This is a genomic window from Streptomyces sp. WG7 (genome assembly GCF_049975785.1).
In the GTDB taxonomy this organism is placed as follows: Bacteria; Actinomycetota; Actinomycetes; order Streptomycetales; family Streptomycetaceae; genus Streptomyces.
Window position 1 is genome coordinate 1 of record NZ_JBNGGE010000016.1, and the last position, 15,190, is coordinate 15,190.

General features: G+C 71.7%; 12 protein-coding genes. 8 read left to right on the forward strand and 4 right to left on the reverse strand.

Annotated elements, in window-relative coordinates; all coding sequences use genetic code 11:
- The 3 genes from ACP4J0_RS18080 to glgB all read left to right on the forward strand — a co-directional run.
- Positions 1–318, forward strand: a 318-nt coding sequence (locus ACP4J0_RS18080) for an alpha-glucosidase C-terminal domain-containing protein (RefSeq protein ID WP_426599700.1), incomplete at its 5' end; no start/stop codon positions are given.
- A 99-nt stretch (positions 319–417) separates the two neighbouring features.
- Complete coding sequence (locus ACP4J0_RS18085) at positions 418–1,812, forward strand: maltokinase N-terminal cap-like domain-containing protein (RefSeq protein ID WP_426599701.1); 1,395 nt, start codon at positions 418–420, stop codon at positions 1,810–1,812.
- A 53-nt stretch (positions 1,813–1,865) separates the two neighbouring features.
- Positions 1,866–4,349, forward strand: coding sequence for a 1,4-alpha-glucan branching enzyme (glgB, locus tag ACP4J0_RS18090; protein ID WP_426599702.1), 2,484 nt, complete (start codon positions 1,866–1,868; stop codon positions 4,347–4,349).
- Between the two features lie 46 nt (positions 4,350–4,395).
- Here the strand turns inward: glgB and ACP4J0_RS18095 are convergent, their stop codons facing one another.
- The 4 genes from ACP4J0_RS18095 to ACP4J0_RS18110 all read right to left on the reverse strand — a co-directional run bounded on the left by ACP4J0_RS18095 (position 4,396) and on the right by ACP4J0_RS18110 (position 9,164).
- Positions 4,396–6,615 carry a HelD family protein gene (locus ACP4J0_RS18095; protein ID WP_426599811.1) on the reverse strand — a complete coding sequence of 740 codons (2,220 nt, stop codon included), beginning with the start codon at positions 6,613–6,615 and terminating at the stop codon, positions 4,396–4,398.
- A 181-nt stretch (positions 6,616–6,796) separates the two neighbouring features.
- The gene (locus ACP4J0_RS18100; RefSeq protein ID WP_426599812.1) at positions 6,797–7,111 is read right to left on the reverse strand and encodes a thioredoxin family protein; all 315 of its coding nucleotides are present in this window, start codon (positions 7,109–7,111) and stop codon (positions 6,797–6,799) included.
- A gap of 11 nt (positions 7,112–7,122) precedes the next feature.
- Positions 7,123–7,521, reverse strand: coding sequence for a MerR family transcriptional regulator (locus ACP4J0_RS18105; protein WP_426557155.1), 399 nt, complete (start codon positions 7,519–7,521; stop codon positions 7,123–7,125).
- 239 nt (positions 7,522–7,760) lie between these two features.
- On the reverse strand, positions 7,761–9,164 hold the full coding sequence (locus ACP4J0_RS18110; protein ID WP_426599703.1) for a cation:dicarboxylate symporter family transporter: 1,404 nt from the start codon (positions 9,162–9,164) through the stop codon (positions 7,761–7,763).
- A gap of 154 nt (positions 9,165–9,318) precedes the next feature.
- Here ACP4J0_RS18110 and ACP4J0_RS18115 point away from each other — a divergent pair, with 154 nt between their 5' ends.
- The 5 genes from ACP4J0_RS18115 to ACP4J0_RS18135 all read left to right on the forward strand — a co-directional run bounded on the left by ACP4J0_RS18115 (position 9,319) and on the right by ACP4J0_RS18135 (position 14,997).
- The gene (locus ACP4J0_RS18115; RefSeq protein ID WP_426599704.1) at positions 9,319–10,989 is read left to right on the forward strand and encodes a sensor histidine kinase; all 1,671 of its coding nucleotides are present in this window, start codon (positions 9,319–9,321) and stop codon (positions 10,987–10,989) included.
- Positions 10,986–11,684 carry a response regulator gene (locus ACP4J0_RS18120; RefSeq protein ID WP_426599705.1) on the forward strand — a complete coding sequence of 233 codons (699 nt, stop codon included), beginning with the start codon at positions 10,986–10,988 and terminating at the stop codon, positions 11,682–11,684. Before ACP4J0_RS18115 ends, ACP4J0_RS18120 begins: the two co-directional genes overlap by 4 nt.
- A gap of 118 nt (positions 11,685–11,802) precedes the next feature.
- On the forward strand, positions 11,803–13,173 hold the full coding sequence (locus ACP4J0_RS18125; protein ID WP_426599813.1) for an extracellular solute-binding protein: 1,371 nt from the start codon (positions 11,803–11,805) through the stop codon (positions 13,171–13,173).
- Positions 13,170–14,111, forward strand: a complete 942-nt coding sequence (locus tag ACP4J0_RS18130) for a carbohydrate ABC transporter permease (protein ID WP_426599706.1) — start codon at positions 13,170–13,172, stop codon at positions 14,109–14,111. Before ACP4J0_RS18125 ends, ACP4J0_RS18130 begins: the two co-directional genes overlap by 4 nt.
- Position 14,112: 1 nt before the next feature.
- Positions 14,113–14,997: a carbohydrate ABC transporter permease gene (locus tag ACP4J0_RS18135; protein ID WP_426599707.1), complete on the forward strand. Its 885-nt coding sequence runs from the start codon at positions 14,113–14,115 to the stop codon at positions 14,995–14,997.
- Positions 14,998–15,190: the final 193 nt, after the last annotated feature.

The following is a 15,190-nucleotide window of genomic DNA, read 5'->3' on the forward strand; positions in this document are numbered from 1 at the left end:
ATGATCGAGATCCGCAAGCAGAACCCCGCCTTCGGCCTCGGCACCTACACCGAACTGCCGTCCTCCAACCCCGCGGTACTGGCCTTCCTTCGGGAGGCCCCGCCGAACGGGGAGGACGGGGACGACCTGGTGCTGTGCGTCCACAACTTCTCCCGGTTCGCCCAGCCCACCGAACTCGATCTGAGCGCCTTCCAGGGACGCCACCCGGTCGAGCTGTTCGGCGGGGTCCGCTTCCCGGCGGTCGGCGAACTGCCGTACCTGCTGACCCTCGGGGGGCACGGCTTCTTCTGGTTCCGGCTCCGCAAGGACGCCGTTTAGGCCGCACCGGCCCGATCCCCGGCGCGGGGCGGTTTCTGCCGCCCCGCCCGGGGCACGCATCAGTAGCACCCCGACGACCCGGGGAAAGGACGCGACGCCATGTCGGAAGCCGTCACACGCACCGTCACGAGCCCGCCAGGCCTCCTTGCGTCACTCGATCCACTGCTGCGGGACTGGCTGCCGCGGCAGCGCTGGTTCGCGGGCAAGGGCCGCCCGGTCACCGGGTTCTCGCTGGTCGCCGCCACCGAGCTGCTCCCGGCCGACGCCCGCCTCGGCCTCCACCACGTGCTGGTGCGCGCCCGCCAGCAGCTCGCACCGGCTCCGGGCGGACCCGAGGACCCCGGCGACTGCTACCAGCTCCTCATAGGCACGCGCGAGGCGCTGCCGCCCCGGCTGGCGCCCGCGCTCATCGGACACGTGACCGAGGGCCCGCTGGCCGGCCGCACCGCCTACGACGCCCTGTACGACACCCGGCCCACCGAGGTGCTCCTGGAGGCGCTGCGCACCGGGGCCCGCGTCGGCGGGCTCCGTTTCGAGCGGGAACGGAGCCCGGAGATACGCGCCGGACTGGTGCCCCGGCTGATGACCGCGGAGCAGTCGAACTCGTCGGTCGTCTATGGAGATACGTTCATCCTCAAGGTGCTGCGCCGGATCGTGCCCGGCGTCAACCCCGACCTGGAGCTGCCGCTGGCGCTGGCCCGCGAGGGCTGCCCGCGGGTGCCGGCGCCGACCGGATGGATGGTGGCGGACCTGGCCGGCCGGCCCTGGGTGCTGGGCGTGCTCCAGCCCTATGTGCAGGGCGCCACCGACGGCTGGGAGCTGGCCCTGCGCGAGCTGGCGAAGGGGGAGGACTTCGCCGCCGAGGCCCGCGCCCTCGGGCGGGCCACCGCCGAGGTGCACACCGCGCTGGCCCGCGCGCTGCCGACCGTCACCCTCGGCCACGGACAGCTGCGGCAGCTCGCCGACGGCATGATCGGACGACTGGAGGAGGCCGCCCACGCGGTGCCCCTGCTCCGGCCGTACACGCCGGCGCTGCGTACGGCGTTCACCGCGCTGGGAGACCTGGCGGCCGAGGGCCGGACCTGGACCGCGCAGCGCGTCCACGGCGACCTGCACCTCGGCCAGTGCCTGCGCTCACCCTCCGGCGAGTGGTCGCTGATCGACTTCGAGGGGGAACCGGCGAAACCACTGGCCGAGCGGCGGATGCCGCAGCCGCCGGTACGGGACGTCGCCGGCATGCTGCGCTCCTTCGACTACGCCGCACACTCGGCCGACGCCCCGGTGCCGGGCTGGGCCGACTCCTGCCGCGCCGCGTACTGCACCGGATACGCGGAGGTCGCCGGCACCGACCCGCGCACCGACCCGGTGATGCTGCGCGCCCACGAGACGGACAAGGCGGTCTACGAGGTCCTGTACGAGGCCCGGCACCGTCCCGACTGGCTTCCGGTACCCCTGTCCGCGGTGCACCGCCTGTCCTCGCCCGGACCGGCCTGACGCCGCCTCCCGCCCGCCCTTCCTGATCCCACGTCGCCCAGGAGGCCCCACCCGTGACCCCCCGCCCCTCGACCAGCGGTCCCGACCCGAAGAAGACGGCCGAGGAGAGGAGCGCCGCGAAGAAGGCGGTGCCGCCTCGGAAGGCGGTGGCCAAGAAGGCGGTCGGGAAGCAGGCCGCCGCCAGGAAGACGACCGCGAAGAAGGCCGCCGAGAAGAAGACGACGGCGAAGGAGACGACGGCGAAGGAGACGGCCGCGAAGAACACGCCTCCCAGGAAACCGGCCGCCAAGAAGGCCGCCGGGAAGGCCGCGAGGACGGCGGTGAAGGCGGCGGTACCGGCCGGGAGCGCCGCCTCCCCGTCCCTGGACGCCGGCGACCGGGAGCGGCTGCTCGCCGGTACGCACCACGATCCCCACTCCGTGCTCGGCGCCCACCGGGTGCCCGGCGGAGTCGCCTTCCGGGCGTTGCGGCCGTACGCCCTGGCGGTGACCGTCCTGACCGGGGAGGCGCGGGTCGAGCTGCACGACGACGGGGACGGGTTCTTCTCCGGGCTGCTGCCGCTCCGGGAGGCCCCCGTCCACCGGCTCCTCGTGACGTACGAGGGGACGGTCCAGGAGGTCGAGGACCCGTACCGCTTCCTGCCCACGCTGGGCGACCTGGACCTGCACCTGATCGGCGAGGGCCGGCACGAGCAGCTGTGGCAGGCGCTCGGCGCGCACCCGACGGTCCACGAGGGCGTCGCGGGCACCCGCTTCACGGTGTGGGCGCCGAACGCGCGGGGGGTGCGGGTGGCCGGCGGCTTCAACTTCTGGGACGGCACCGGGCACCCCATGCGGTCGCTGGGCGGCACCGGCGTGTGGGAGCTGTTCCTGCCCGGGATCGGCGTGGGTGAGCTGTACAAGTTCGAGATCACCCGGCCGGACGGCTCCCGTACGTTCCGCGCGGACCCGATGGCCCGCCGCGCGGAGGTCCCGCCCGCCACCTCCTCCGTCGTACACGCCTCGGACTACACGTGGGGGGACGGGGAGTGGCTGGCCCGCCGCGCGGACGCCCCCGCGCACGAGGCGCCGATGTCGGTGTACGAGGTCCACCTGCCGTCCTGGCGACCGGGGCTGACGTACCGGGAACTGGCCGAGCAGCTCCCGGCGTACGTCGCGGACCTGGGCTTCACGCACGTCGAGCTGATGCCGGTCGCCGAGCACCCCTTCGGCGGCTCCTGGGGCTACCAGGTCACCGGCTTCTACGCGCCCACGGCCCGCCTCGGCGACCCGGACGACTTCAAGTACCTGGTCGACCGGCTCCACCAGGCCGGCATCGGCGTCCTGATGGACTGGGTGCCGGCCCACTTCCCGCGCGACGACTGGGCGCTCGCCGAGTTCGACGGGCGTCCGCTGTACGAGCACTCCGACCCGCTGCGGGCCGCGCACCCGGACTGGGGCACGCTGGAATTCGACTTCGGGCGCCGGGAGGTGCGCAACTTCCTCGTCGCCAACGCCGTGTACTGGTGCGAGGAGTTCCACATCGACGGGCTGCGCGTCGACGCGGTCGCCTCGATGCTCTACCTGGACTACTCGCGCGAGCCGGGCCAGTGGGCGCCGAACGAGCACGGCGGCCGGGAGAACCTGGACGCGGTGGCGTTCCTGCAGGAGATGAACGCGACGGTGTACCGGCGGGTGCCGGGCGTCGTGACCGTCGCGGAGGAGTCGACGGCCTGGGACGGCGTCACGCGGGCCACGCACCACAAGGGGCCGAGCGGCTTCGGCGGGCTCGGGTTCGGGCTGAAGTGGAACATGGGCTGGATGCACGACTCGCTGCAGTACATGAGCCACGAGCCGGTGCACCGCAAGTACCACCACGGGGAGATGACCTTCTCGATGGTGTACGCGTACAGCGAGAACTACGTGCTGCCGATATCCCACGACGAGGTGGTGCACGGCAAGAAGTCGCTGGTGTCGAAGATGCCCGGCGACTGGTGGCAGCAGCGCGCGAACGTCCGGGCGTACCTCGGCTTCATGTGGGCGCACCCCGGCAAGCAGCTGCTCTTCATGGGGCAGGAGTTCGCGCAGGGCGCGGAGTGGTCCGAGGCGCACGGTCCCGACTGGTGGCTGCTCGACCCGCAGTACGGGGCGGCGGCGGACCACCGGGGGGTGCTGGACCTGGTCCGCGACCTGAACACCGTCTACCGGGCCACGCCCGCGCTGTGGCAGCGCGACACCCACCCCTCCGGTTTCGCGTGGGTGGCCGGGGACGCCGCCGAGGACAACGTCCTCGCGTTCCTGCGCCTGGACGCCGACGGCACCCCGCTGCTCGCGGTGGCCAACTTCTCCCCGGTCGTCCGCACCGACTACCGCCTCGGCGTCCCCGACGACGTCCCCGCCTGGCACGAGGTGCTCAACACCGACGCCGCGCGGTACGGCGGCGGCGAGGTGGGCAACCCGGACCCGGTCAAGCCGGAGCCGCAGGGATGGCACGGCCGGCCGGCGAGCATCCGGCTGACCCTGCCGCCCCTGGCGACGGTGTGGCTGCGTCCGGCCTGACGGTCAGCGCTGGCAGTCAGGGCGCTGACGGTCAGGGCGCTGACGGTCAGGCCGCGTCCACGAGTCCCTTCGGCAGCGGCCCGGTGTGCAGGACGCCGAGCCGCTGGGTGGCCCGGGTGAGGGCCACGTACAGGTCGCTCGTGCCGTAGCGGCCGGGCTCGACGACCAGGACGGAGTCGAACTCCAGGCCCTTGGACTGGCGCGGGTCGAGGAGGACGACGCCACGGGTGAGGTCCGGCTCGGCGTCCGCCGTCACCCCGTCCAGCCGGGCCGCGAGGGCCGGGTGCAGATCGCGCGGGGCGATGACCGCGAGGCGGCCCTCCTCGGGGGTCAGCTCCCGGGCGGCCTCGGCGACGGCCGAGGGGAGGTCGTCGGTGGCGCGGATCCAGGGGCGTACGCCCGTGGACCGGACCGAACTCGGCGGTGCGAAGGACGGGTCCTCGGCCCGGACCACCGCCGCCGCCACGTCCATGATCTCGGCCGGGGTGCGGTAATTGACGCCCAGGCGGGTGTGTTCCCAGCGGTCCTCGACGTAGGGGGCGAGGATCTTCGACCAGGAGCCGACGCCGGCCGCCTCCGCGGTCTGGGCCGGATCGCCGACCAGGGTCATCGAGCGGGTCGGGCAGCGGCGCATCAGCAGCCGCCACGCCATCGGGGACAGCTCCTGTGCCTCGTCGACGATGATGTGCCCGAAGGCCCAGGTGCGGTCGGCCGCGGCGCGTTCGGCGGCGCTGCGGTGGTCGTCCTCCTCCTGGCGCTCGGCGAACCGTTCGGCGTCGATGATGTCGTGCGCCGACAGCACCTCCGCCTCCTCCTCGTCCTTGTCCTCGAACTCGTAGGTCCGGGACGCGTACGACACGTCCAGGACGCCCTGCGCGTAGGCGATCTGCTGCTGCCGTTCGCGTTCGGCGCGGGTGCGGGCGATCCGGTCGTCCTCGCCGAGCAGTTCGGCCGCCTCGTCCAGCAGGGGGACGTCGGCGACGGTCCAGTGCCGGGTGACCGGGCGGCGGACGGCGGCGGCGTCCTCGGCGGGGAGGTAGCCCTCGGGGGCGGCGAGGAAGTCGGCGACGAGGCGCTGCGGGGTGAGCCGGGGCCAGAGCTGGTCGACGGCCGACCAGACCTCCGGGTTCTCGGCGAGTTCGTCGCGGATCTGGGTGATGTCGCTGGGGTCGAGGAGGTTGGAGCCGTCGTAGGGGTCGGTGCCGATGCGTTCGGCGACCATGTCGGTGAGGGCGTTGAGGATGTGGCCCTCGAAGTGCTCGCGGGCGACGTTGTGCGGCAGCTTCGCGGCGCGGGTGCGCTCGCGGGCGACGCCGACCAGGCCGTCGTCCAGCATCAGGACCTCACGGTCGTGCTCGATCGCGATGACCGGGTCGGGCAGCGCCTGCCGGTCGCGGACCACCTCGGCGAGTACGTCGGCCATGCCGGCGCGGCCCTTCACCGCCGCCGCCTCCGGCGTGTCCGCCGCCGTGGCCTTCACGCCGGGGAACAGCTCGCCGACCGTGGCGAGGAGTACGCCGGTCTCGCCCAGGGAGGGCAGCACCTCGCCGATGTAGCCGAGGAAGGCCGGGTTGGGGCCGACGATGAGGACGGCGCGCTTGGCGAGCAGCTCGCGGTGCTCGTAGAGGAGGTAGGCGGCGCGGTGCAGGGCCACGGCGGTCTTGCCGGTGCCGGGGCCGCCCTCGACGACCAGGACGCCGCGGTGCGGGGCGCGGATGATGCGGTCCTGGTCGGCCTGGATGGTCTGCACGATGTCGCCCATGCGGCCGGTGCGCGCGGAGTTCAGCGCGGCGAGCAGCACGGCGTCGCCCGACGGGTCCTCGTGGCCGGTCCGCGTCTCGTCGCCGAGGTCGAGGATCTCGTCGTGCAGGGCGGTGACCGTGCGGCCCTCGCTCGCGATGTGCCGGCGGCGGCGCAGGCCCATCGGGGTGTGGCCGGTGGCCAGGTAGAAGGGGCGGGCGACGTCGGCCCGCCAGTCGATCAGGACCGGGGTGCGTTCGGCGTCGTCGGCACGGAGCCCGATACGGCCGATGTGGTGCCCTGCCCCGGAGGTGAGGTCGATGCGGCCGAAGCAGAGGGAGCCGTCCACCGCGTTGAGCGCGGCGAGCAGCCCGGAGCGCTCGGCGACCAGGATGTCCCGCTCCAGCCGGGCCTGCATGGGGGTGTTGCCCTGCGCGAGCGCGTCCGTGACCGAGCCCTCGGTGTCGCCGCGCAACGCGTCCACGCGTGCGTAGAGTCCGTCGATGAATTCCTGCTCGTGCCGCAATTCATCGTCCGGAAATTCGGTGTTTGACAATTCCACTCCCGCCCGGATATACTGTGCTCATGAACTTCTTCGCGCCTTCGCCTTGTTGAAGTCACGAATCAACGAATATACGCAAAGAAATCCCCCGAGCGCAATTGCTCGGGGGATTTCTTGTTGCGGGCCACCGCTGGTGAGCCCCTGCCTACAGCACGTCGGACAGCTCCTCCAGCAGCCGCCGCTTGGGCCGGGCGCCCACCATCGACTTCACCGGCTCACCGCCGCGGAACACCATGAACGTCGGCATCGACAGCACCTTGTACGCGTTCGTGGTCGCCGGGTTCCGGTCGACGTTCAACTGCACCACCCGGAGCCGGTCGCCCTCCTCCTCTGCCAGGGCGCTGAGCACCGGGGCCATCTGCCGGCACGGCGGGCACCAGTCCGCGGTGAACTCGACCAGCACCGGCAGTTCCGCCTCGATCACCTCCGCCGCGAAATCCGCGTCCGTCACCTCGGCCACCCCTGCGCCCGTCATACGTGCCCTCCCAGTTCGCACTTGGGTTCCGGACCCCCCGGAACCGCCGCCTCGGCCCGCGCCAGCTGCGCGGCGACCTGCGCCCGCACCGACGTGAGCTCCTCGATCAGCGTGTCCAGCTCCGCCAGCTTGCTCCGGTAGACGACGAGGGACGCCGGGCACGCGTCGCCCTCGGGGTGCCCGGCGCGCAGGCACTCCACGAACGGACGGGTCTCCTCCAGGTCGAACCCGAAGTCCTGCAGCGTCCTGATCTGCCGCAGCAGCTTCAGGTCGTCCTCGTCGTACGTCCGGTAACCGTTGCCGGTGCGCCGCGCGGACAGCAGCCCGCGCGACTCGTAGTACCGCAGCGTCCGCGTCGTGGTCCCGGCGCGTGCGGCCAGCTCGCCGATTCGCATACGGACGAACGTAAGCCTTGACGCGGACGTCAAGGCAAGAAGGCCCCGCGCCGGAAAGCGCGGGGCCGGAGGACCGGAGAGAGGGAGGGGAAGGGGAGAACGGGAGGAAGAGGGAGACCGGGCGGCTGAGCAACGGGGGGAGCACCTCAGCCGCCCGGAGTGTGTGGGCGTCGCCCTGGCCTCAGGCCCTGGCTCAGGGCCTCGCCTCAGGGCCTCGCCTCAAGGGCAGACCTCAGGCCTCAGGCCTTGGCCAGCTCCTTCTCGCCGCCCTGGTCGGGCACCGCCCGGGTGTCGTCCCGGTCGTCCCCGTCGTCGGCGCCGACGTGGTCGTCCAGGAGCGTCTTCTCGTCGAACGGGGCCCGCCCGGCGAGCACCTCGTCCACCCGCGCCTTGTCGATCTCCTTGGTCCAGGTACCGATCAGCACGGTGGCGACGGCGTTGCCCGCGAAGTTGGTCAGGGCGCGGGCCTCGCTCATGAAGCGGTCGATGCCGACGATGAGGCCGATGCCGTCCACCAGGGCCGGCTTGTGCGAGGAGAGGCCGCCGGCCAGCGTGGCGAGACCGGCACCGGAGACGCCGGCCGCGCCCTTCGAGGCCACCAGCAGGAAGAGCAGCAGCGTGATCTGCTCGCCGATCGCCATCGGCGTACCCATGGCGTCGGCGATGAACAGCGAGGCCATGGTCATGTAGATCATGGTGCCGTCGAGGTTGAACGAGTAGCCGGTCGGGACGGTGATACCGACCACCGGCTTGCTGACGCCCAGGTGCTCCATCTTCGCGATGAGGCGCGGCAGCGCCGACTCCGACGAGGAGGTGGACAGGATCAGCAGGAACTCGCGGCCCAGGTACTTGAAGAGCGAGAGGACGTTCACACCGGCGATGAAGCGCAGCATCGCGCCCAGCACCAGGACGACGAAGAGGAAGCAGGTGACGTAGAAGCCGAGCATCAGTACGGCCAGGCTCTTGAGCGCGTCGACGCCGGCCGAGCCGGTGACCGCGGCGATGGCGCCGAAGGCACCGATCGGGGCGGCCCACATGATCATGGCCAGGACGCGGAAGACCAGCCGCTGGATGTGCTCGATGCCGCGCAGGACGGGCTGCCCGGCGGAGCCCATGGCCTGCAGGGCGAAGCCGCAGAGCAGGGCGATCAGCAGGGTCTGCAGGACCTCGCCGGCCGTGAACGCGGAGACGATCGTGGTCGGGATGATGCCGAGCAGGAACTCCGTGGTGCCCTTGGCCTCCGCGTCGACCTGCGCCTGACCGGTCTCCTTGATGGCGTCGGTGACCGCGAGGCCCGTGCCCGGGTCCAGGATGTTGCCGACGACCAGGCCGATGGCGAGGGCCACCAGCGACATCACCAGGAAGTAGACCATGGCGATACCGCCGACCGCGCCGACCTTGGCGGCCTTGCGCACCGAACCGATGCCCAGCACGATCGTGCAGAAGATGATCGGCGAGATCATCATCTTGATCAGGTTCACGAAGCCGGTGCCCAGTGGCTTCAGCTCGGTCGCGAAGTCGGGCGCGATCAGACCGACGGCGATACCGAGGGCGACCGCGATGATCACCGCGATGTAGAGAAAGTGCGTGCGGTCGCGCTTGGCTTTGGGTGCGGCAGGTGCCGTAGCGGCTTCGCTGGTCACGGCGGCCCTCCTTGACGACGTCGTCGGCATCACCGGCGTGCGGCTCACGTCCGGGGGTTTGCATCGGGGATCTGGTGACTATCTCCCGTGTTGTGAGCGCGGTCACCCTTGCGTTCATTTAGTTCACAATCCAGCCACGCGAGAGACTGGCGGCATGCTCCTCCGTGTCCCCGGACCCCGCAGCCTGGCCGGTCAGCTCTTCGCCATGCAGGCCGTGCTGATCGCGGTCGTGGTCGCCGGTTACGCGCTGTTCACCTACGTCAGTGACCGGCGGCAGGCGGAGGAGGCGGCCGGACGGCAGGCCAGGTCGGTGGCGCTCGCGATCGCCGACTCGCCCTCCGTGCTGGAGGCGATCCGCACCCCCGACCCGACGGCGCGGCTCCAGCCGTACGCGGTGCGGGTCATGCGGGACACCGACGTGGACTTCGTGACGATCATGGATCCGGAGGGCATCCGCTGGACCCACCCCGACCCGGAGCAAATCGGCCATCTCTTCCGCGGTCACATCGAGCGCGCGCAGCGCGGCGGGACCTTCACCGAGACCTATACGGGCACGCTCGGGCCGTCGGTACGCGCGGTCACGCCCGTACTGGACGGCGACCGGGTCGTGGGCCTGGTCAGCGCGGGCATCAAGGTCGAGGAGATCAGCAAGCGGGCGCGGGAGCAGCTGGCGGCCCTGGTCGGGGTGGCGGCCGGTGCGCTGCTGCTCGGCGCGGTCGGCACGTACGTGATCAACGCGCGGCTGCGCCGCCACACGCACGGCATGAACGCGGACGAGCTGAGCCGGATGCACGACTACCATCAGGCGGCGCTGCACGCGGTACGGGAGGGCCTGCTGATGCTGGACGGTCGGTACCGGGTCGCGCTGATCAACGACGGCGGACGGGAGCTGCTCGGTGTGACCGGTGACGTGGTGGGCACCTCGGTCGCCGACCTGGGGCTGCCGGCGCAGCTGACGGGGGCGCTGCTGTCCTCGGAGCCGCGGGTGGACGAGGTGCACCTGGCGGCGGAGCGGGTGCTGGTGGTGAACACCTCGCCGGTCTCCGGCGGCGAGCACCGGGGCACGGTGGTGACGCTGCGCGACGTGACCGAGCTGCAGTCGCTGACGGGCGAGCTGGACTCGGAGCGCGGCTTCACCCAGGCGCTGCGCTCGCAGGCGCACGAGGCGGCCAACCGGCTGCACACGGTCGTCTCGCTGATCGAGCTGGGGCGCGAGGAGGAGGCCGTGGACTTCGCGACGGCCGAACTGGAACTGGCGCAGGCGCTCACCGACCAGGTGGTGGCGGCGGTCGGCGAGCCCGTGCTGGCCGCGCTGCTGCTGGGCAAGACGGCGCAGGCCAACGAGCGGGGAGTGGAGCTGGTGGTGTCGCAGGACAGCCGACTGGACGACGGGCTGCTGCCGCCGTCCCTGCCCGCCCGGGACCTGGTGACGATCCTGGGCAATCTGGTCGACAACGCGGTGGACGCGGCCCAGGGCGGTGTTCCCTCGCGGGTGACGGTGGCGGCGTACACGGGCGCGGCGCGGGGCGGCGGCTCCGAGCTGGTGCTGTGCGTGTCGGACACCGGCGCCGGGGTCGATCCCGCCCATGCGGACCTGGTCTTCCAGCGGGGTTTCTCGACGAAGCCGGCCGGTGAGGGCGGGCGGGGCCTCGGGCTGGCGCTGGCCCGGCAGGCGGTGCGGCGGCACGGGGGCACCCTGACCGTGACGGAGGCCGAGGGCGGCGGCGCCCGGTTCGAGGCCCGGCTGCCGCTGGACGGCACCGGGGGCCGCGCGCCGGCGCCGGACGCCCCGACGGGCAGACCGGACGGGGGAGGCGCCGTATGACCGGCCCGGAACCCATCCGTGTCCTGGTCGTCGAGGACGACCCCGTCGCCGCCGACGCGCACGTGATGTACGTCGGCCGGGTGCCGGGGTTCACGGCCGTCGGCAAGGCGCACACCGGTGCGGAGGCGCGGCGCGTGCTGGACCGTACGCCGGTGGACCTGCTCCTGCTCGACCTGCACCTGCCGGACGTGCACGGGCTGCAGCTGGCCCGTTCGCTGCGGGCGGCGGGGCATCACACCGACGTGATAGCGGTGACGTCGGCGCGGGACCTGGCGGTCGTCCGGGAGGGCGTGTCGCTGGGCGTCGTGCAGTACGTGCTGAAGCCGTTCACGTTCGCCACCCTGCGGGACCGGCTGGTGCGGTACGCCGAGTTCCGGAACGCCGCCGGGGAGGCGAGCGGCCAGGAGGAGGTGGACCGGGCGCTGGCCACCCTGCGGGCGCCGGGCCCGGCCGCCCTGCCGAAAGGGCTGAGCGCGCCGACTCTGGAGCGGGTGACGGGCGCGCTGCGCGGCTCGGAGGAGGGCCTCACGGCGGCCGGGGTCGCCGAGGCCGTGGGCATCTCGCGGATCACCGCCCGGCGTTACCTGGAGCACCTGGTGGAGGCGGGACGGGCGGGGCGCAGGCCGCTGTACGGGCAGGTGGGGCGGCCCGAGTTGGTGTACCGGTGGGTCCGGGAGGCCGAGCGGGGCCGATGAACACAGGTTGTCCACCGCACACGCATTGACCTGACTAGACCACTCCTCTTACGTTCGCCGAGCAGCCGTCCCGGCCACAGCGTCGTGCCCGTAGGAGGTCGTGCCCGTGCGTCCCACCGTGCGTCCCACCGTCCGGTTCACCGCTCTGTTCACCCTCACCGCACTCGCCTCCACCGCCCTCGCCGCCTGCGGAAGCGGCTCCGGCGGCGACCCGGACACGGTGAAGGTCTCCTTCAAGCAGTCGACGGACAACTCCATCAAGGTGATGGACACCTACCTCGCCGGCATCAAGAAGCAGTTCGAGAAGGCCAACCCGGGCAAGAAGGTCGAGCTCGTCCCCATCAAGGCCCCGGACTCGGAGTACTACACCAAGCTCCAGCAGATGCTCCGCTCCCCCAAGACCGCGCCGGACCTGGTCTACGAGGACACCTTCCTCATCAACTCCGACATCACCAGCGGGTATCTGAAGCCGCTCGACGACTACCTCGCCGAGTGGAAGGACTGGGACCGGTTCATCGACACGGCGAAGGCGGCGGCGAAGGGCGAGGACGGCAGGACGTACGGCGTTCCGGACGGGACGGACACCCGGGGCCTGTGGTTCAGCAAGGACGTGTTCGCCAAGGCGGGTCTGCCCGCCGACTGGCAGCCGAAGACCTGGGACGAGGTCCTCGACGCCGCCCGCACCATCAAGGAGAAGGTGCCGGGCGTCGTGCCCCTCAACGTGTACACGGGCAAGCCGGCCGGCGAGGCCGCCACCATGCAGGGCTTCCAGATGCTGCTGTACGGCACGGGTGACGGCGGCTCCGACCCGCTGTACGACAAGGGCAGCAAGAAGTGGATCACGGCGGGGCAGGGGTTCAGGGACTCCCTCGCCTTCGTCGAGACGGTCTACAAGGAGAAGCTCGGCCCGGAGGTCTCCGACGCGCTCGACCCCAACTTCGCCACCACGGTCCGCGGCGAACTGCTCCCGCAGGGCAAGCTCGGCATCGCCCTGGACGGCTCCTGGCTGCCGCAGGACTGGCTGGAGGGCAGCGGGCACGAGTGGCCCGAGTGGTCGACGGAGCTGGGACTGGCCGCCATGCCCACCCAGAACGGTCAGGCTCCGGGCAGGGTGAGCATGTCGGGCGGCTGGACCTGGGCGATCCCGGACAAGGCGGGCAACCCCGATCTGGCCTTCGAGTTCATCAAGACGATGCAGACCAAGGCCAACGCCCAGCAGTGGTACATCGCCAACTCCGGCATCGCGGTCCGCGAGGACGTCGCGGACGACCCCGCTTACGTCGAGGCCCAGCCCGGCATCGAGTTCTTCACCGGCCTCGTCGCCGTCACCCACTACCGGCCCGCCTACCCGGCGTATCCGAAGGTGTCCGTCGCCATCCAGGAGGCGATGGAGGGCGTGACGACCGGCGACAAGTCGGTGGAGGAGGCGGCGCGCGACTACGACGAGGCGCTCAAGGAGGCGACCGGCGACCAGGTGGTCGGCAGGTGACCGCGGCCGCGCCGCGGCAGGCGGGTCCGGAGGCCCGGAAGGCCCCGGCGCCCCCGGCCTCCGGCAGTCGTCCCGGCACCGTCCGCCGCTCCCTGGTCCGCGCCCTGCCCGTCTCCCCCGCCGTCGTCCTGCTGCTGCTCTTCCTCGCCGGCCCGATCGCGTACTGCGTCGTCATCGCCTTCACCGACCTCCAGCTCACCGGGCAGGCCGAGGAGTCCTTCGTCGGCCTCGAGAACTTCCGGCGGGCGTTCCAGGACGAGGCGTTCCTCAACGCCGTGTGGCTGACCCTGGTGTTCACGGTGGTGTCGTCGCTGATCGGGCAGAACACGCTGGGGCTGGCGCTGGCCTCGCTGATGCAGCGGGCCTCGAAGCCGGTCCGTACGCTCACCGGCGGCATCGTCGTCACGGCGTGGGTGCTGCCGGAGGTGGTGGCGGGCTTCCTGCTCTACGCCTTCTTCCGCCGCGAGGGCACCCTCAACGCCATCCTGGACTGGCTCCATCTGCCGTCCCAGAACTGGCTGTTCACGCTGCCGATCCTCGCGGTGTCCTTCGCCAACGTGTGGCGGGGCACCGCGTTCTCGATGCTGGTGTACTCGGCCGCCCTGAACGAGATCCCGAAGGAGGTCACCGAGGCCGCCGAGGTGGACGGGGCGAGCGGCTGGCGCCGGATGTGGCACATCACGCTGCCGATGATCCGGCGGTCCATCGGCACCAACCTCATGCTCAACACCCTGCAGACCCTGTCGGTCTTCGGCCTGATCTGGGTGATGACGCGGGGCGGCCCGAGCGGCAAGAGCCAGACGCTGCCGCTGTTCATGTACGAGCAGGCCTTTCAGAACAGTCTGATCGGCTACGGCACGGCGGTGGCGCTGCTGCTGTTGCTGATCGGCTCGCTGTTCTCGGTCGTGTACCTGCGCCTGCTGCGGACGGAGGTCTGACATGGCGTCCACGCTCACGTCCCACACTGCCCGCCGCACCTCCGCCTCCCGGCGTACCCCCGCCTCCCGCCGCGGCCGGCGCCGGCTGGCCGCCGACGCGGGGCTGCTGGTGGCGGCCGCGGCCTTCGTGCTGCCGCTGGCCTGGGTGGTGCTGTCCGCCCTGGACCCGCACGCGAGCCTGAGGGTCAAGGTCCCCGACGGGGTGACGCTGGACAACTTCGACGCGATCCTCACCCCGGAGATCACCTTCACCCCGCTGCTCAACAGCCTGGTCCTGTGCGGCGGGGCGACCCTGCTGACGGTGGTGTGCGCGGCGCTCGCGGCGTATCCGCTCTCCCGTTTCCGGTCGCGGCTGAACCGGCCGTTCCTGCTGACCATCCTGTTCGCGACCAGCCTGCCGATCACGGCGATCATGGTGCCGGTCTACGCCCTCTTCGTGCGGGTGAACATGATCGACACCATGCAGGGGACGATCTTCTTCTTCGCCGCCTCCCAGCTCCCCTTCGCCATCTGGCTGATGAAGAACTTCATGGACGGCGTGCCCAGGGAACTGGAGGAGGCGGCGTGGACGGACGGCGCGTCGTCGTTCCAGTCCCTGCTGCGGATCGTGCTGCCGCTGATGGGGCCGGGGGTGGCGGTGGTGACGGTGTTCTCGTTCGTGATGATGTGGGGGAACTTCTTCGTCCCGTTCATGCTGCTGCTCACCCCGGACCAGATGCCCGCCTCGGTGAGCATCAACGACTTCTTCGGCAACCGGGGCATGGTGGCGTACGGGCAGCTGGCGGCGTTCTCGATCGTCTACTCGACGCCGGTCATCCTGCTGTACGTGCTGATCTCCCGGCGGCTCGGCGGCGGGTTCGCGCTGGGCGGGGCGGTCAAGGGATGAGCAAGGCCGTCACGGGCGAGCGGAGCGGTCACGGACAAGCGGTGCGGTCACGGGGTGAGCGGGGGCGGCTCCCGCAGGCGTGCGCGGGGCGCGCGCGGGCGTCCGCATGCGCCGGTACGCGCCCGTACGCATCCGTAGGTTCATACGATCCGTATCGCTGGCTGAACAGCCCGTAGTCAAGGATCGCCCGGCC

Bases quoted from the DNA above. Each gene is read 5' to 3' on its own strand.
- ACP4J0_RS18085 (WP_426599701.1), top strand. From the start codon at position 418: ATGTCGGAAGCCGTCACACGCACCGTCACGAGCCCGCCAGGCCTCCTT.
- ACP4J0_RS18105 (WP_426557155.1), bottom strand. From the start codon at position 7,521: ATGCGAATCGGCGAGCTGGCCGCACGCGCCGGGACCACGACGCGGACG.
- ACP4J0_RS18115 (WP_426599704.1), top strand. From the start codon at position 9,319: ATGCTCCTCCGTGTCCCCGGACCCCGCAGCCTGGCCGGTCAGCTCTTC.
- ACP4J0_RS18120 (WP_426599705.1), top strand. From the start codon at position 10,986: ATGACCGGCCCGGAACCCATCCGTGTCCTGGTCGTCGAGGACGACCCC.
- ACP4J0_RS18135 (WP_426599707.1), top strand. From the start codon at position 14,113: ATGGCGTCCACGCTCACGTCCCACACTGCCCGCCGCACCTCCGCCTCC.